This window comes from Vibrio sp. ArtGut-C1 (genome assembly GCF_002105475.1).
Lineage (GTDB): Bacteria > Pseudomonadota > Gammaproteobacteria > Enterobacterales > Vibrionaceae > Vibrio > Vibrio diabolicus.
The window spans coordinates 108,246-125,284 of the sequence record NZ_NCTH01000013.1; the positions used below are offsets into that span (position 1 = coordinate 108,246).

A 17,039-nucleotide genomic window follows, 5' to 3' on the forward strand; every position below is an offset into this window, starting at 1 on the left:
CGTCCTCACTTCTTTGTGACTCGCTATTATATACAGAAAATTGAACGTAAAAAAATAAGGCCCTGATATTTCAGGGCCTCTTTACATAAAAATCGCTAGGGCTTAGCGATGATGAACACGGTACCATCCGTCAACGTAAAGCTAACCTCACTGGTTTTCTTTCCGATACCGGATAAACTGCACTCGTTATCGTTATCACACGGCGTATTTGAAATAACGTTCCACACGCCATTCATCAAGCCAGAACCAGTAATAATCGCCGTCCATGTTTTACCATTGTTGATTGATTGTGTAGTAACTTCATCAGATGGTGGTGGCGCTTCTTGTCCCACATAACTTGCTTCCACATTCAAGTTACTGTAACTGCTGTAAGCGTACACACCAATGTGCCACGTTCCTTCATTCGGAGAAGTAATACTACATGCTTCATTACTGTTGCTACTGTATGAGCGACAATCGTAGCTAGTTAAACTTGGTTCACTTCCCAGCTTAACGTAAAGATCCGCATCGCCGTTTGCTCCCGATGTGGTAACAGTAAAATCTGAACTGTTGGTAGGCACATCAATCGTAAAACAATGCCACTCACCAGTAGATGAAGAGTCTATGTTGCTGGAAACACTATTGTTTAGGGCAATAGCCTCACACGTGCTAGATGGTGGCTCGACGACTCCGCCATCAACTGAAACACCGACCTGAGCAAAAGCATCGGCTACATCATTCGCCGCCACGTTTAAGCTTTGGGCGGCCGCCAATACACCCGCAGCTGCAGAGTCAAACGTTTCGCTTGGCGTCCAGTAGTTCTGGTTAGCGTACGCAAAAACCTCAAACGCTTGTCGCGTTCCCCAATTGTACTCAACCGCCAATAGATAAAACGCTTTGTTAAACACACCACTTGAATAATGCACATCCATGCCACTCACATACTGAGACGCGTGATCAATTGAACGACCGTTAAGGGGCGGATTATCCATATAGCGCAACGCCGCATTGGCAGCCTTTCTAATATCGTACCCAACTTTCCAATCGTTAGAACCACGTGAATAGAATTCAGCCGCCTCACCTGCCATATCGGAGAAAGCCTCATTGATTCCGCCTGATTGCTCTGAATAAATCAGATCAGAGTTTTGTTCTGTAAATCCATGGCTAACCTCGTGCGCTGAGACATCTAAACTCACTAAAGGATAGAAATAACTCGCACCGTCGCCAAAAGTCATACTCGAGCCATTCCAAAAGGCGTTTTCATAGCGTTTGCGGTAATGCACTCGCATTTGAAGCTGAAACGTTAAGGGAGCGGTATTTAGCCAATCTTTGTACATGTCGTATACCACTTTGCCAAAGTAATGCGCATCGTTTAACGGGCTGTACGCTCCATTAATTTCTTTAACACTATTGGTTGGACAAACGAACGTATGTGTATTGCCAGACGTCCTACCATTCAAATTGATGGTTTTGACCACGCCAGGAATGTCCATCAAACACGTATCACCAGATTGCTGGACTAATAGAGACTCAAAGTCCACACCATAGTGATAACGACCAATTTTTTGGTTTCCTCCCGGACCATTCGCTTCTACGTGCGCTAACCCCTCATATTGCAGCAAAATGTTTCCTGTTTTAGCATCAACAAGAAAGGTGGGACGCGTAGGCTTACCACCATGCTCATTATCAGCAAAAAACTGGACAATATAAGCTAAGTGCGCCACGTCACTTTTATCGACATAAATACGTAAACCTTGGCGCTGATTCTCTATTTGGTATCCGTTTTCTCGGTACGGCTTTTGCGTTGAAGACATTGCTTGAGAAAGCGACAATTTAGGCACCATATCATTGATGTCTCGGGCAATATCCTTTACGAGAGTGCCGTTGATATGCTTGATTTTGCTCTTTTTATCACGATGTACGACAATTTGCTTGCCCCAAATCGGGACGCCTTTAAACATCTGCTGATAACGACTATGCGTACCGCCGTTTTTACCTTGGTTGGTTTTCAGCTCTTGTAAACGATTTCCATTTTGTAAACCTAACACACGATCTATATTTTGTGTGGCTGCAAGGTTGCGTTTTTCTAAAGCAACAACAAGACCATGGTTTTGCTCTAACCGTTCGGACTGAGCGGCGGATAAAGGTGTTGAAAAAAGAAGTGGTGAAGCAAGCATTGCCGTGACAAATAACCTGCTCTGATAGTTTGATACTGAACCCATCGGTTAGCCCCCTATTTTGCATCAATAGCAAAGCCAAACTGACCAGTTCTTATTTGTTTGTTTCTCACCCAAAAGTGAAGTCAAACTTATCGTAATTATCCCGCTCATTGATTTTAGCACACACAATCATACAGCTTATGTTTTAGTGCCATTTCATCTATTAAAAACGACACCGTTTTTTAACAATTTGCATATAACCTTTTGGTGTTGAAAGTGTTGCGTTTATTGCACAAATCACACAAAAACTAATTGAACATGTAAATATGAAAACGTTTGTGTGATTGATATCGCTTAAAACAATTACTGATGACTTTAATATTCAGCCGAATCAATTATAAGGTATGACGTACCCATGAAAACAATCAAAACCTCTATCGCTCTCCTTGTTGGCGCCGCTCTATTATCTGGATGTAATGACGACACTGAATACGTCAATGTTCAGCCTAAAGAAGTAAAAATAGCGACTTACAACCTCTCTTTTGACCGTGCAACTTTTGAAGCTTTAGTGAGTGAAATGCAAATTGAACCAGCGCAGCAAACTGTATTGGTTACTGCCTATTTAGACGGTTCTATCGCCGCTGAAGACAAAACCACTGCGGAAAAAGTCATTCAAATTCGGAACGTTGCTGCGATTATTCAGAAGAATCGCCCTGACGTTCTTATGATGGCGGAATACAACAACGACGGAACAGGCGAAAACAAAGCTGCCCTTGAAGGCTTCCAGAAGAACTACCTGTCTGTCGCGCAAAGCATCAATGGTGCAGGCGGTGAAGCGAACCTTGAACCTATCGAATATCCTTACGCGGAGTCTTACTCTACCAACACAGGTTTGCTAAGCGAGTTTGACCTCGACAACAATGGAACAGCAGGTCAAATGCCGGGCGATGCATGGGGCTTTGGCATGTACCACGGTCAATATGCCTTTGCCCTAATGTCTAAATACAAGATTGATACGGCAAATACGCGTACGTTCCAAGCGTTTAAATGGAAAGATATGGAAGGTGCGAAGATTCCAACCATTACTATCTGTGACGGCTCACAAAAGATTCCAGATGGCATGAAGTGTGGTGATGAGTGGTACTCTGCAGAAGAATGGGATCAAGTACGCCTATCTTCTAAAAACCACGTAGATGCACCAATTATCATTCCGACTCGCAATGGCGAGGAAGTTGTGCATCTACTGATGTCGCACCCTACTCCACCAGTATTCGACCCAGGTAAAAACAAAGCGCAAAACGCAGCCGAAGTAGAGTTCTGGCATCACTATATTCAAGGTAAAGACTATTTCTACGACGATGCAGGTAAGAAAGGCGGCTTATCGAGCGGGGCTAAATTCGTAATGATGGGCGATCAAAACCTTGATCCCGTGGCCGGTGACGGTATTAGCTCTGTAATGCAAGAACTGCATAATGATCCATTGGTTAACCAAACCGTGATGAATGGCGAGCTTTATCCGACAAGCTTTGGGGCAGCCGAACACGCTGTTGACCGCAGCTCCACTCACCCATATCCAAATCGCATCACTTCGACGTTTGGCTTGGGTGTAGATTATGCCTTGCCTTCTGCAAACCTAAATGTGGTGGACTCTGGCGTATACTGGTCAGCTTCTTATGAAGAAGGTCGTAAGCTATTTAACGATGCGCGTATTGGTAAGTATGGTGATGGCAAAGATGTGTCTTCCGACCATCGCATGATCTGGATTAAAGCACAGTTCTAAACTGTGTCATTTAAATAAAAAAAAGCCAACCACAAGGATTCGTGATTGGCTGTATATATTTGTGAACAAAGTGGTTCACTAACAACGTCAGTTGGCTAGGTGACCCTCGGCTTAGAAAGGGTCACTCATACTAAAGCATGAGACGTGCCAACTTTGTAGTGCACAAAAACAGGTTGTTATTTAACCACTTTCATTAAAACTTCACCAATAGCCACTGTTTGCTCACGCAATGAATTGCAATTTGCAAATTATAATTAGCATTTCGCAATAAACCCTACCGTTAACTTTTGTTCTATGGCTTTCTAGCCAAATCACGTGCGAGGATTAATGCGAGTCCGAATACTTGTAAGAAGAGCCCGATATTCTTGTACCAAGCGATCTTTTCATCTTGCTTTGCCATTACCTCATTGAGCTCTACATTCTCAATGTAATAGTCATCAATGCGATCTCTATACGAAGCTTGTGCTTGGTTTATCTTTGACATTAGCTGAGGGAGTTTATCTATTTGTATTTCATCCGATTCGTGATGAGTCCAAGAGGATAAGTGCCCTTCCAATATCTGTTCTATCTCCGAAGGTATCGCTGCGCTCTGACCTATGTGCAAGTGAAGCAGCAACGCCTCTCTTTTTCTTTCTAGAGTTTCAACGCTATTCCACGCGAGTTGGATGGAATACAAGTTTTCCGCCTTTTGCTCTGCGAGTTGCGAATACTGTTTGCCAAGCCTATCAAGGACCAAGCTAGTAAGAACGATCGCGCCAATATTCAGTACTAACCCAATCAGAACGAGTACCCATGGCGGCGGGATATAGCTACGAAGACTTACCATAGCTTATCGTACGGAAGATAAATCATATTCAGCACAACCAGAGAAAGTATCACTAGGAATGTCACCTGCATGCCCCTAACACGCCTTTTTAAGTCCTCTTTCAATATACCTCGAGCATGGATAATTCGACCGATCACGAAAATAATGCCTGTGAGATGTATCCAGGTTGGGTAAGCACTATTGGATTCTAATAGTGCCATTAGAATCAGAGTAATGGGGATATATTCTGTCGCGTTACTCTGTGCACTACGAGCGATTTGGAGAGCCTCTACTCCTCCGTCAGCATAAGCAACCTGATTTAAGCGACGCTGCTTAATCACTTGAACGGCCAACCAAATAATCAGTATTGCAAGAATGCTAGCGTATAGAGCTGTGATCATATGTCGTCCTTTTTGATCCGGTTTTCATTATATAACGTGTCACTTGGCTATAAATATAGCGGTATCCTAATGATAATGCGTCAATTAACCTCAAATTATGCTTATAAGAAAACGAGTAAGAGAATACTTTATGGAACTAAAAACGCCCTCGAATAGAGGGCGTGAGAGTGAAATCGTGAATATTCAAGAATGGTGCACTATAAAGGATGATTGGCCAGCTTTTTACGCTTATGCCCTTTGACAATACTTTCAAAGATTGTAAATAACAGCCCCACCCAAATAAAGGCAAAGGTCACTGCTTTAACTTCATCAAACAGTTCACCGAAAAACATGACAGCCAAAACAAACTGCAAGCTTGGTTCAATGTATTGCATTAAACCAACTGTCGATAAGTTTGTTATACGTATCGCGATAGAATAAAAAATCAGTGGTAAAAGCGTGATCGGTGCGCTGCCAATGTACAAAAGCAATGTTGTGATATCTACACCTGAAGCCAACTCACCCACTGTCCATTGTTTGTAAAACAAATACGCCACGGCAACTGGAGTCAATAGCAGCGCCTCAACAAATAAGGTGGTGCTCCAGTCGTATGTTATCTTCTTCTTGTACACCCCATACAAAGCAAAGAACAACCCCATCGTTAGTGCGATAACAGGTAACTGGCCATAATGAATCACTTGATACATCACGCCAATTGTTGCTAGCACAATTGCGATGAGTTTGCCTTTTGAAAGCTTATCTCCAAGAATAAACACGCCTAGCGCCACTGACACTAACGGTCCAATAAAAAAGCCTAAGCTTGCATCAATGACTCGATGGTGAGTCAAAGCCCAAGTGAACGCACTCCATGAAATACACATCAAACTGCTCGCGACAAACGTGTACCACAAAGATTTTTTGTCACACCAGATTTCTTTCCAATTCGGTCCTCGACGGGTTATACCAAGCACAATTAAAAAACCGACCGGAACCGAGCCGATGATTCGCCATGCCAGCAACTCATCCATTGAAGCATTCGGTAAATAACGATAATAAATGGGTAGCAGCCCCCAAATTACAAAGGAGAATGCTGCCATAAAAGTGCCATAACGAGTGTTATTCATAAAACTATCGCTCATCTAAACGAATAAGTCAGCGCAAACAAATCGCGCTATGCATAATAAAAGGAACGCGATATCCCTGTGAGTTTAAGATGCTGAGGGCATTACTGGTTCAACGCTTGTACTACTGCTGTAAACCCACTCACAAAACACAACATAAGTGCTCCAAACCGAATTTTTTCTTTTGGTAACGATTGGGTGGTTTTCATCGCGAGCCAATACCCAAGTGCTGCCGCAGGTAATAGCGGAATAGTAATCACCAAATGGTGTAATGCGAAGAAACCAGCGGGAATTTGAACAACGAGCGAAATGATGGAACTGAAAACAAAAAATGCCGATAGGTTACCACGTAACTGATTCGCTTCTTGATGTTGCAACAACAGCGCCATCGGTGGGCCTCCAATCGCCGAACTGGTACCAAACAATCCAGAAAAGAATCCTGCTAATGTCATACGCGCTGGTGTGGGTTCAACCCGAAACGGTAAAACACTCACCACAACCGCGAATAACACCAAAAAACCAATCCAAAGTGTAAGAGCTTGAGTCGAGACAAAAAACAGTAGCAAGCCGCCAGCGACCGATCCGGGCACACGCCCAATCAATGCCATTTTTAAACCGCCGATTTCAACACTACTTCGGTGCTTCATCGCATTCATCAACGAAATAAATAACGCGACTAAACAGATTGGTGCAGGCACATACTCCGGCGCCCAAAGAATCAGTAAAGGTGCGGCAACAATTGCCAAGCCAAAGCCTATTGCGGTTTGTACATAAGAGCCAAGAAATATTAGCCCTATCGCAAGCAAGTTTATCGAATCGAATTCCATTTAGATTATTCTTATATTTGAAAGCCAAACACGAAACCAAAGCACATTCGCACGATGAATGCGTCGAGTGTGTTGTGATATGAATCTCGCGTAGCATTCATCAAAGTGAACAAAAAGACAATCCATTTGTGCGGTTTGCCATCACTTCTTTTCGTCTTTCATTCAGCCGATGTACGCGTATGCTTATATCTAGGCGAATTCATGCTCGACTGTTCATGCAGCATTTCTTCCACGGAATTAATGACTGCTCAAAAACGGCCGCATTAGATCTTTGCCCCCTCCTCCCGCTCTATGTAGGCGTAGCCGATTCCCACTACGTCGGTATAGCACTTTATGACTCATCGCTTTATAATATTGATCATTTTGTCATTACCGTACTTATTTACACAACAACAAGTGTACGGTCAGTGTTACTTTTTCTACCTTTAACTTGCTGTGAAAATAATATGAGAAAACAAACTGGATTTACTCTAATAGAGTTAGTCGTAGTTATTGTCGTGCTCGGCATTCTTGCTGTCACTGCCGCACCACGCTTTTTAAACCTTCAAAGTGATGCGCGTGAAGCGCGTTTAGAAGGCATGAAGGGCGCGATTGCATCAGCGCTCGGTGTCGGTTATGGGAAAATGGCGATTGCAGGGTTGGAGAGCAAATCTTACGTTTCAAACTTCGTAGACAGTGCTTTAATGGCCGATTTACCATTTGACGGTTGTAATATTGGTGGTTCAAAACGCTGTGTTTTCTTATATGGGTATCCTGATTCTGATAGCGAGTCGATGAAATTGCTTGTGCAAGGGCTGAACGAAGAAGGCTCAGATTGGAAAACATTTCATCATCCAGCGGGTTCAACAACACGAGAAATGGTCATTGCAGCAGTCGACGAAAAAAGAGCAAGCCTGACACAATGCGGGATTTTATATGGACCACCGCAGGCTCCAAACGAAAGTTACACCTTAAAAATTCTTCCATGCCCGTAATAAAATAAGGCTGCCCATCGGCAGCCTTATTTTTAATCTTATCGGGTTTGTTTACGCAAAGTTAAATACGTATTTATCCATCATATTCACCATACGGCCAATCTCTGGCTTGGTAATCGTATCATTTGCGCCAAGAGACAGTGCTTTCGCTCGGTTATCCTCACTCATCAATGATGAGAACATAATGATCGGCATTTCATGAAACGCTTCAGTATCGCGTAGTCTCTTCACTAAGTGCATACCATCCATTCGAGGCATTTCTACGTCCGTAACCACCGCATCTAACAGCTCTTTAACTGGCAAGTTTTCTTCTTTCGCGACCTCGATTAAGCTCATTAATTTCTCATGAGCCTCACCACCGTCTTTACAAGTGATCACATTGTAACCTGAAGAAGCTAATGTATCTTGAATCAAAGAGCGAATAAATGCTGAGTCATCCACCACCATGATCGTTTTAGCATTACGCTTACCCACCATTCTCTGGTTTAGATCTACCGACTTATCCCCTTTCACATCGTATTTTTCCATACTCAGCTCTGGGTTAATATCCGCGATGATTTTTTCAAAGTCGAGAATCATGATCAGGTTGCCTTCTTTGCGGACAACTGCCACTACACAATCTTGTTCGCCCGCTTCCAAAAACTGACTTGGTGATTCCACATCATTCCAAGAGATACGATGAATACGTGAAATACTATCAATAAGAAAGCCATTGGTCATTTTGTTGAAATCAGTAACGATAACAAACTTACGCTCTAGGTCCTGGCGTGTTGGTACACCTAACCAACCAGCTAAATCAACTAAAGGCGTCAATACATCTCTGGACGAAAACACCCCGATCATGTGAGGTTGTGCGTTTGGATAATCGGTTGTCTCTGGTACGCGAATCACTTCTCGTACTTTCGCAACGTTGATGCCGTAATAACAAGTTTTTGTGCTGCCATCCGGCAATGTTTTTTCTAAATGAAACTCGATGATTTCAAGCTCATTGGTACCACTTTCTGTCAAAATGGTGCTGGTTACGTTACTCATAAAGCCAATTATCCAACCAAAATACGCATCAGAAAAAGTTTGATGCAAACGCCATGAGAAGCCATTCTCAGGCTAAAAATCCAAGCATCCTTTTTAGTCGTTACAACAAAGTTTGTAAACCACCAAAAGGACGGCCAACGCACATTTCCATATCAAACTGTGAAAAAATGTCTCATTTTTGAACAGGATAACATGAGTTAACTTAGTGCGAGCTTACCTTCCCACTTTTAGCGGCCATTTCGATGAAAAGTTTAGGGTTAATATTGATGTTTTTCGTTGGCCTATCACTATACCCACACATATGAAATCCCTCGTGTATTGGCGTATTCGACAGTATCTTATTCAATTGTGCTCAGTGAATTTCAATTATAGAAAATGTCATTTTCCTTTCCATCAGAAAGGTTTTTCCTACAATCCCTCTTAATACAATCATATTGCGTTGGGCGGTATGACAGTTCGGATAGTAGTGAGGCTCCATTTGAATAATGTTCTTATCATTGATGACCAACCACTTTACAGCGAAGCACTAACTTCTCTTGTTGAGAGCGTAATCAACACAGCCGAAGTCATTCAGTCGAAAGACAGCGCAGAAGTAATGGACTTAGTTCGAAATACAAAAATTGATTTTATTATTCTAGACGTTGTCCTTGGTGATCGAGATGGTATGCGTTTGGCGAAGAATATTTTAGCAACGGGCTATCAAGGTAAATTACTTTTCATTTCTTCACGCGACTATTCCAGCCTTTCTAAAGCGGCTTACGAGATGGGAGCTCATGGTTTCTTGAATAAAAACGAGACAAAAGAAGCGATTGCTGACGCGATTGTGAGTGTCTCACGTGGGTACTCTATGTTTAAGTCTACTCACGCTCCTTCTACTGGTGATGTCACGCTATCCAATCGCGAAGCCATGGTGTTCCACTACTTAGCTCAGGGCTATTCAAATAAACGTATTTCAGAACAACTATCGCTCAGCGCTAAAACCATCAGCACTTACAAAACTCGTATTTTGAAAAAATACCATGCAGATTCATTGATTGAATTACTGCATACGATCCCAAGCGCTGAAAACATTCAATGCGATCGTTAGTTCTTCATATATTTTGCAATGGCATCGGTTAATATCTGATGCATTGCGTCGTGACGATGGCTTTGCTTCATCTGAAGTACAACCTTTGGCCAGCCGTTGGGGTAATAAGATTCAGGAATACGAATAAAACGGTATCCTTCGATTGGCGCCTGATACTCCAGAAAAACCGCCGCCGCCTTTTTTTGTTTGAGCAGCTTTAGCACACTGCTCACGTTATCTAGCGCTGCAATTCGATTGATCACCATACCGTGATTCTCCATTGCTCGTTTTGCAAGCTGCTCTTTCTCTTTCCAACCGATAATTTCAAGCATAATAAATGGTAGTTTGGCAGCCTCTTCAAGAGTGGTGATCCCAAGCTCTTCCGGAACAACAACCACAGCAGGCGCGTAGCCAATAAATTTCTGATGGATAGATTTTGGCAATTCATCATTGAAGTAATGAAGCTGGGCATCCACTTTGCCTAAAAGGATTTCGTCCACCGTATATTCCGTGATGGTTGCGACAGTAATATGAGCTTTAGGAAACAGCGTCATTAAATCCATCGCCAACAAGTGTCCAAATGAGTACTGAGCCGTTTGGGGTAAACAGACCGTTATATCCTTACTGTATTTTTCTGGTTTGAATTCTGATCGAACTAGGCATGTTTCTAAGTTATCTAATGCATCTGCAATTTTGGGTAGCTGACGCATCAGAAAGTTGGTGGGTTCTAAATGATGTGGGTGACGAATGAATAGTTCATCACCAAGTTGGATGCGTAAGCGAGCAAGATATTTACTGATCGACGCCTCACTCTTGCCCAAGGCTTTCGCTACGGGTTTAAGCTGACGATGCTTTTCTAATAGAACCAGTATTTTTAATAGGTTTAGATCAAGGTCTTTGTTCACGATAAAGTACCAGTTGGGTCTTATGATAATCAGCAATCAAAGGAGCATTATGCATTGCTCGACTAATATAAAAGACCAAGGGTACTGCTTGGTCAAATTTATCAAACAGTTATGTCATGGTTATGTATTGTTGTCCTCAAACACGCTGTTTTTTCATTTCATATAACTCTTCATCTGCTCTCACGATCACCTCTTGCAGCGTTTCATCCTCTTCGCGCACAGCAACACCAGTACTAACGCTGATCTCTATATCTAATGTATTTAAACGATTGTGTTTAACAACGCCACGGAGCTTTTTCGCTAACATGGAAGCTTTGCTCATGCTGCATCCGGGCAAAATTACAATAAACTCATCACCACCAGTCCTGACTAAGTAGTCACTGTTCCGAAAAACCTTTCTCATTGAGTCTGCAATAATAACAATGACTTCATCGCCAACATGGTGTCCGTAACGATCATTAATCTTCTTGATACGATTTCCGTCAATCGCAATGATAGAGTATGGTTCAACCTCCATTCGATGTTTAAACCGCTCTTCTTTAAATACTCGCCGATTTAATAATCCGGTCAAGTCATCTTGCGTTACATCACTCAGAGCATTTTCTAATTGAATTTTGCTCTGTTTAGATTCATTGGCTTTTCGATAATAGGCGAACGCTACGACAGAATAGATGACAAGAATAAAGCTGTAGTCCACCACTATTTTACTAAACGGATATTGGTAAATAACAAGATTATTATTGTCGGCAACATAGGATTGAGTGTAAGCAAAATGAGCTAAGGGGTAGCTCGGAAAGTAAATAATTATCTGCTTATTTCCGTTACTGACCTCTACGTCAACGGCTTTGCCTTCATTATAAAGCGATGATAAATACAGTTGTTCCGAAAATTCGCCGACAAGCTTCCCTCTATAGTAGACGGGACTCATGATACTTAATGCCATCTCATCTGAATACGTGGTTTTGAAGGGCTTAGAGATAAGAACTCGGTCGGAGAGCTGCTCTTTCCACGCGGCAAGAATACAAGCGGAATTCACTCTGCACCATTCTATATCAAACGTCTCTTTAGATCCCTCTAGAGCTGGGATTGGTCGTTCTAAGATGAGTTTGTCACTAGTGTAAGAACGAAAGTACAATATGGCGTCTTCTCTATCGTAGACATTGGACAAATGAGCTTCTGCTTGGTGTAGGGCTTTACGAGCAACAGTTTCTACATAATCTAGGTTTTTATACGGCCTTAAAGCATAAATTGCATCTTGAAAACTGAAGTCAGTCAGTACTTCTATTTGTTCGATGCTGAAGTTTTCATACTGCGCCAATTGAGCTTCGGTCAACAAGCCTAGCAGAATGACCTTCTGCTTTGTTTTTGCTAAATTGTTAGCGTACGTATTAAATTGCTTCTCCTCATAAGAGATGAGAACAACACCAATCATGGTCACCGATACAATAAATAACAACATCGCAACCGCAAAAGAAGAAACAAAACTTCTTACATTCATAACACTTTATGTTCCTACTACTTTTGCAAGTTCAATAACATTATTCACATTAAACTTGTCTAGAAATCGACGTTTCTTGGTACTCACGGTTTTATCACTGATAGCCACATAGATAAGCATTTGATCATCAAAGATCAAACAGTTCAATTTTTTCATATCTTTACTTCAAAATAGTGATTACCTCTAACGGCATGGGCTTATCAATGTAAAAGCCTTGGCAGATGTCTATTCCACATTCGCGCATGGTTTTATAGGTTACTTCGTCTTCGACACCTTCGGCGACAATACGAATATTGAGGCTTTTCGCTAAAGCACAAATGGCGATGACAATGCTTTTCTTTTTCAGGTCTTCACTCGCTCCGTAGACAAAAGCGCGGTCAAGTTTGATCTCGTTAAAAGGTAACTTTGCCAACTTTTCAAATGTAGATGAGCCCGTACCAAAATCGTCAATTGATACCGTGACACCTTTCATTCTGAGTTTGATGAGGTTTTTGTAGATAGACGTGCTAGCTTGGAAAGCTTCCCGCTCTGTAATCTCAATGGTGATTTGTGACGGGTCGACACCGCTCTCCGAACATTGTTGAATAAAACGATGCGAAAAGTCAGGGTCGTTCAAGTTTTCGTGGTCGACATTAATCGAGACCTTTTGGGTTAATCCCCTATTGTTGATGTCGTAGATTGTATTAATCAGCACTGATTGAAAAAGTTCAGAAGACAAATGGCATCGTTTCACGATCGGAAGAAAGTGGTTTGGTAACAACACGCCATAAATGGGATGGACCCAACGCGCTAACGCTTCATAACCTAAAAGCTCACCACTGTGTGCATCTACCAAAGGCTGGTAATAATTCTTCACTCGCCCCTCACCCAAAGCAAACAAAAACTCTTGGTCTTGCAATACGATAGGTTGAACAAACACTGTTTTTCGCGTTCTTTCATCTTTTATTTGGTTGAGGAGTTTAACCACTTGCATTTCGTCGTACGGCTTAGGCAGTTCTCCTAATATCTCAAAACTAAACCCTTCGCACATTTCTCGTACTGCCGAGATGATGCTCTGCTCCAACAAACTGACTAGCACGACTTGCCCGTGATACTGAATTTGGTCGAATACTTCCAAGATGTCGATACCGCCTTTTCCCGGCATCTGGAGATCGCAAAAGATCACATCAAAATATTTCTCTTGTGCACATTGAATAGCAGTGTCCACACAATTGAATGTACTGACTGAAGCGCCACTATGACCCAATATTTGGGTAAGTATCTTGGTTTGTAGAGGATGACCATCAATCACCATCACATTAAGCTGTGTATTCATTTATCTCTATCCAATAATCTATATTTTCGATCTCCTGCTCGATTGGTTAAATTAATCCTGCCACTCGCTGATCAAAATCGACCAGCATTACTCAGCCTCAATGTAAAACTCCGTCCGCTTGTCAGTTCTCAATAACTCTCACTATCAATGAGTTAAAAAAGAAACTACTGGCAAAAATGTTGCAACGGACAAGGCTGTAATACGACTTATCGCACTGAGTATAAAGCCTTACTCGGACTGGGCAGTCAGATTAATTTGTGTCGGCTAAAAGTCAAATTTCGACTAATAGCGAAATGAAATATAAATTACTGATATAAAGATAAAAAATTAGAATAAGTCAGAAAAAACCGACAAAACAATCCGCCTTTGACTACACAATATTTGCGCTCAATATCTCACCAAAGTGAATACTTGTTGTAAGTCCATTGGAGAGCATGCTCAACAAATGTTTGCTTGCTCGTTTGTAAACCGTGGCTTTTTGTCTCCATCTTGAATGCTTCGCCTTCATTCCGTGATAAACTAGCTCATTAACACAAAAGAAACGCTCAACTTTGCGGTACAGAGCCACAAAAGTAAGTACGGTTTTAACACACTCTGTCTAAAACTATGCTGCTCGAAGCTCAAATTACTACTCGTACGCCCGTTGGAGCAGTAAGAAAATTAAGGTATTAAATTCAAATGGTTAATAACTCAATCCAGTGGTTTCCTGGCCACATGCACAAAGCACGTAAAGAGATCGAAGAAGCAATCCCACAAGTGGATGTGATCATCGAAGTACTGGATGCTCGTATTCCTTTCAGTAGTGAAAACCCTTTGATTTCTCAAATCCGTGGTGACAAGCCGGTCGTTAAAGTCTTGAACAAGCGTGATTTGGCCGATCCTGAGTTAACTCAATTATGGATTGAGCACTTGGAGCAAGAGCAACACGTAAAAGCAATGGCGATCACGACGTCAGAACCGCAAGAAGTGCATCGAATCATGGAGCTTTGCCGTAAACTTGCCCCACACCGTGAAGAGATCGGTAAAAACATTCGTACCATGATCATGGGGATCCCAAACGTTGGGAAATCGACAATCATCAATACTCTAGCTGGTCGAACGATCGCGGTGACAGGTAACCAGCCAGCGGTAACACGTCGTCAACAGCGCATCAACCTGCAAAATGGCATCGTTTTATCCGATACACCAGGGATTCTGTGGCCAAAAGTGGAAAACCCACACAGTGGCTTCCGTTTAGCTGCTACTGGCGCTGTAAAAGATACTGCGATGGAATATGACGAGGTTGCGTTTTACACCATTGAGTATCTAGCAGCTCACTATGCAGACAAGCTTAAAGAGCGTTACCAAATCGAAGAGCTTCCTGAATCAGATATCGAGATCATGGAAGAGATTGGTCGCCGCCGTGGTGCACTACGCGCAGGTGGACGTGTGGACTTGCACAAAGTATCAGAGATTTTGTTGCACGAACTTCGCCAAGGCACACTAGGCCAAATTACACTAGAGCGCCCAGAAATGATCACTCAAGAGCTGATTGAAGTCGAGATTGAGACCGCTCGTAAAGAAGAAGAAAAAGCGAAGCGTAAAGAAGAGCGCCGCAAGCGCTATCTACGTAATAAGCGATAAACTGATATTATCCTTTCCCAATCATATTTTAAGGCGCGATTTTCGTGCCTTTTTTGTTATCTAATGCACCCATTTTTTCACTTTTCAAACTTTATATTCCTCATACAAAATCCAGACATGAAGCACGAAAAAAACACCGCAAAATCGCCGTATAAACTTTAAGCACAAACTAGTTTAGACCCCGGGCCCCTATAGAGTTACAGCCACCATCCAACCCTCAAATGTCGAGTTTGCAAGGGTCTGCAAACTTATGCAACCTGGTTAGTGACACTCTCCCCAAAATCCGCAATATGAATAAGTGTCAGCGCTGGCGTTTTTCCATATGAAGAAGAGATTTATTATGAGTGAAACTATACAAAGCAAACCACTTCCTTCCTTTATTGAGGAACGCCTAGATTTTCATATTCAAGATCTAATTGAACCGAACGAGAACAAGAAACACCTTGTTCTTGGTAAACGTCCAACGTGTAATGCCATTGTTATGCAAAGCAATGATTACCTTGCACTGTCTCATAACAAGGAGATTCAAAACGCGCATCGTGATGCGATTTCTCAACACGATGACAACGTCGTGATGTCCGCGATTTTCTTGCAAGATGATGAGTCGAAACCTGCATTTGAAACTCAACTAGCCAGTTTTGTCGGCATGCCTAGCTGTCTGCTTTCTCAATCGGGATGGGCTGCGAATGTCGGTTTATTACAGACTATTTGTGCACCGAACATACCTGTGTATATCGACTTCTTTGCGCATATGTCTTTATGGGAAGGTGCACGTATCGCAGGAGCACAAATTCATCCGTTCATGCATAACAACACCAACCACTTACGAAAACAGGTTTCACGCCATGGTTCGGGAATTATTGTTGTGGATTCGGTTTACAGCACTATCGGAACCATTGCTCCTCTACGTGATATCTACGAAATAGCACAAGAGTTTGACTGCGGCTTAGTTGTGGATGAATCGCACTCGTTAGGTACGCACGGTCCGCAAGGCGCTGGGCTACTGCAAGAGCTGGATTTGACTCATATGGTGGATTTTGTAACCGTAAGTCTTGCAAAGACATTTGCTTATCGTGCTGGCGCAATTTTAGGTGCAGAAAAGCTGGCGAAGACGCTTCCATTTGTCGCGTATCCTGCCATTTTCAGCTCCACCGTGTTACCGCAAGAAATTATTCGGTTAGAAAAAACACTGGACGTCATAAAAAAAGCCGATGACAAGCGGGAGATTTTGTTTAAAAGAGCGAAGTCTCTAGCCGTTGGTTTAAAACGTATTGGGTTTACTATTCGCAGTGAGTCGCAAATTATCGCGCTAGAATGTGGCAACGAAAGAAACACTGAGCGAGTTCGCGACTTTCTAGAAGAAAGGAATGTCTTTGGTGCAGTTTTCTGTCGCCCTGCAACAGGAAGAAACAAGAACATCATTCGTTTTTCTGTCAATGCGGACATGACTGCCGCCGAAGTCGATCACGTTCTTTCCGCCTGCCAAGAAGCGTTTGTTCATCCCGATCTAGAGTTTGTATAAGCTAGAGTGTAGGTAAAAATAAAGAGCTCAGCAGTTTTGCTGAGCTCTTTATT

The 17,039-nt window shown here is 42.4% G+C and carries 14 protein-coding genes; 5 read left to right on the forward strand and 9 right to left on the reverse strand.

Features of this window, described 5'->3' with window-relative positions:
* Window positions 1–95: 95 nt before the first annotated feature.
* Complete coding sequence (locus B7360_RS13405) at window positions 96–2,201, reverse strand: M4 family metallopeptidase (RefSeq protein ID WP_085343726.1); 2,106 nt, start codon at window positions 2,199–2,201, stop codon at window positions 96–98.
* A gap of 352 nt (window positions 2,202–2,553) precedes the next feature.
* On the opposite strand from B7360_RS13405, the gene B7360_RS13410 reads away from it, so the two are divergent.
* Window positions 2,554–3,918 (forward strand): endonuclease/exonuclease/phosphatase family protein, encoded by a 1,365-nt coding sequence (locus B7360_RS13410; RefSeq protein ID WP_085343727.1) that lies wholly within the window; start codon window positions 2,554–2,556, stop codon window positions 3,916–3,918.
* Between the two features lie 292 nt (window positions 3,919–4,210).
* Here the strand turns inward: B7360_RS13410 and B7360_RS13415 are convergent, their stop codons facing one another.
* From B7360_RS13415 to B7360_RS13430, 4 genes are all read right to left on the reverse strand, one after another.
* On the reverse strand, window positions 4,211–4,744 hold the full coding sequence (locus B7360_RS13415; RefSeq protein ID WP_047008291.1) for a hypothetical protein: 534 nt from the start codon (window positions 4,742–4,744) through the stop codon (window positions 4,211–4,213).
* The gene (locus B7360_RS13420) at window positions 4,738–5,124 is read right to left on the reverse strand and encodes an MAPEG family protein (protein WP_005395243.1); all 387 of its coding nucleotides are present in this window, start codon (window positions 5,122–5,124) and stop codon (window positions 4,738–4,740) included. The genes B7360_RS13415 and B7360_RS13420 overlap by 7 nt, the downstream gene beginning before the upstream one ends.
* A 197-nt stretch (window positions 5,125–5,321) precedes the next feature.
* Entirely contained in the window at window positions 5,322–6,227 is a 906-nt protein-coding gene (gene rarD / locus B7360_RS13425) for an EamA family transporter RarD (RefSeq protein ID WP_085343728.1), read from the reverse strand.
* A gap of 101 nt (window positions 6,228–6,328) precedes the next feature.
* Window positions 6,329–7,051 (reverse strand): sulfite exporter TauE/SafE family protein, encoded by a 723-nt coding sequence (locus B7360_RS13430; RefSeq protein ID WP_085343729.1) that lies wholly within the window; start codon window positions 7,049–7,051, stop codon window positions 6,329–6,331.
* A gap of 446 nt (window positions 7,052–7,497) precedes the next feature.
* On the opposite strand from B7360_RS13430, the gene B7360_RS13435 reads away from it, so the two are divergent.
* Window positions 7,498–8,025 carry a prepilin-type N-terminal cleavage/methylation domain-containing protein gene (locus B7360_RS13435; RefSeq protein ID WP_085343730.1) on the forward strand — a complete coding sequence of 176 codons (528 nt, stop codon included), beginning with the start codon at window positions 7,498–7,500 and terminating at the stop codon, window positions 8,023–8,025.
* 51 nt (window positions 8,026–8,076) lie between these two features.
* On the opposite strand, the gene B7360_RS13440 is transcribed toward B7360_RS13435, so the two are convergent.
* Window positions 8,077–9,057 (reverse strand): chemotaxis protein, encoded by a 981-nt coding sequence (locus B7360_RS13440; RefSeq protein WP_025998672.1) that lies wholly within the window; start codon window positions 9,055–9,057, stop codon window positions 8,077–8,079.
* Window positions 9,058–9,535: 478 nt separating this feature from the next.
* On the opposite strand from B7360_RS13440, the gene B7360_RS13445 reads away from it, so the two are divergent.
* Entirely contained in the window at window positions 9,536–10,144 is a 609-nt protein-coding gene (locus tag B7360_RS13445; RefSeq protein ID WP_005395257.1) for a response regulator transcription factor, read from the forward strand.
* On the opposite strand, the gene B7360_RS13450 is transcribed toward B7360_RS13445, so the two are convergent.
* The 3 genes from B7360_RS13450 to B7360_RS13460 form a co-directional block, all read right to left on the reverse strand.
* A complete protein-coding gene (locus tag B7360_RS13450; RefSeq protein ID WP_085343731.1) occupies window positions 10,141–11,028 on the reverse strand; it encodes a LysR family transcriptional regulator in 888 nt (295 codons plus the stop codon). The two genes, B7360_RS13445 and B7360_RS13450, sit on opposite strands and share 4 nt — an antisense overlap.
* Before the next feature lie 136 nt (window positions 11,029–11,164).
* Window positions 11,165–12,526 carry a GGDEF domain-containing protein gene (locus B7360_RS13455; protein WP_085343732.1) on the reverse strand — a complete coding sequence of 454 codons (1,362 nt, stop codon included), beginning with the start codon at window positions 12,524–12,526 and terminating at the stop codon, window positions 11,165–11,167.
* 160 nt (window positions 12,527–12,686) lie between these two features.
* A complete protein-coding gene (locus tag B7360_RS13460; RefSeq protein WP_085343733.1) occupies window positions 12,687–13,841 on the reverse strand; it encodes an EAL domain-containing protein in 1,155 nt (384 codons plus the stop codon).
* A gap of 678 nt (window positions 13,842–14,519) precedes the next feature.
* On the opposite strand from B7360_RS13460, the gene ylqF reads away from it, so the two are divergent.
* Together ylqF and cqsA are read left to right on the forward strand one after the other, a co-directional pair.
* On the forward strand, window positions 14,520–15,464 hold the full coding sequence (gene ylqF / locus B7360_RS13465; RefSeq protein ID WP_005376521.1) for a ribosome biogenesis GTPase YlqF: 945 nt from the start codon (window positions 14,520–14,522) through the stop codon (window positions 15,462–15,464).
* 340 nt (window positions 15,465–15,804) lie between these two features.
* A complete protein-coding gene (gene cqsA / locus B7360_RS13470) occupies window positions 15,805–16,986 on the forward strand; it encodes an alpha-hydroxyketone-type quorum-sensing autoinducer synthase (RefSeq protein WP_085343734.1) in 1,182 nt (393 codons plus the stop codon).
* The last annotated feature ends 53 nt before the right edge of the window (window positions 16,987–17,039 follow it).

Excerpts from the sequence above, each read along its gene's own strand:
- B7360_RS13410 (WP_085343727.1), top strand. The coding sequence starts at position 2,554 with ATGAAAACAATCAAAACCTCTATCGCTCTCCTTGTTGGCGCCGCTCTA.
- B7360_RS13440 (WP_025998672.1), bottom strand. The coding sequence starts at position 9,057 with ATGAGTAACGTAACCAGCACCATTTTGACAGAAAGTGGTACCAATGAG.
- B7360_RS13420 (WP_005395243.1), bottom strand. The coding sequence starts at position 5,124 with ATGATCACAGCTCTATACGCTAGCATTCTTGCAATACTGATTATTTGG.
- B7360_RS13435 (WP_085343730.1), top strand. The coding sequence starts at position 7,498 with ATGAGAAAACAAACTGGATTTACTCTAATAGAGTTAGTCGTAGTTATT.
- B7360_RS13415 (WP_047008291.1), bottom strand. The coding sequence starts at position 4,744 with ATGGTAAGTCTTCGTAGCTATATCCCGCCGCCATGGGTACTCGTTCTG.
- B7360_RS13430 (WP_085343729.1), bottom strand. The coding sequence starts at position 7,051 with ATGGAATTCGATTCGATAAACTTGCTTGCGATAGGGCTAATATTTCTT.
- B7360_RS13460 (WP_085343733.1), bottom strand. The coding sequence starts at position 13,841 with ATGAATACACAGCTTAATGTGATGGTGATTGATGGTCATCCTCTACAA.
- B7360_RS13455 (WP_085343732.1), bottom strand. The coding sequence starts at position 12,526 with ATGAATGTAAGAAGTTTTGTTTCTTCTTTTGCGGTTGCGATGTTGTTA.
- rarD (WP_085343728.1), bottom strand. The coding sequence starts at position 6,227 with ATGAATAACACTCGTTATGGCACTTTTATGGCAGCATTCTCCTTTGTA.
- B7360_RS13405 (WP_085343726.1), bottom strand. The coding sequence starts at position 2,201 with ATGGGTTCAGTATCAAACTATCAGAGCAGGTTATTTGTCACGGCAATG.
- ylqF (WP_005376521.1), top strand. The coding sequence starts at position 14,520 with ATGGTTAATAACTCAATCCAGTGGTTTCCTGGCCACATGCACAAAGCA.
- cqsA (WP_085343734.1), top strand. The coding sequence starts at position 15,805 with ATGAGTGAAACTATACAAAGCAAACCACTTCCTTCCTTTATTGAGGAA.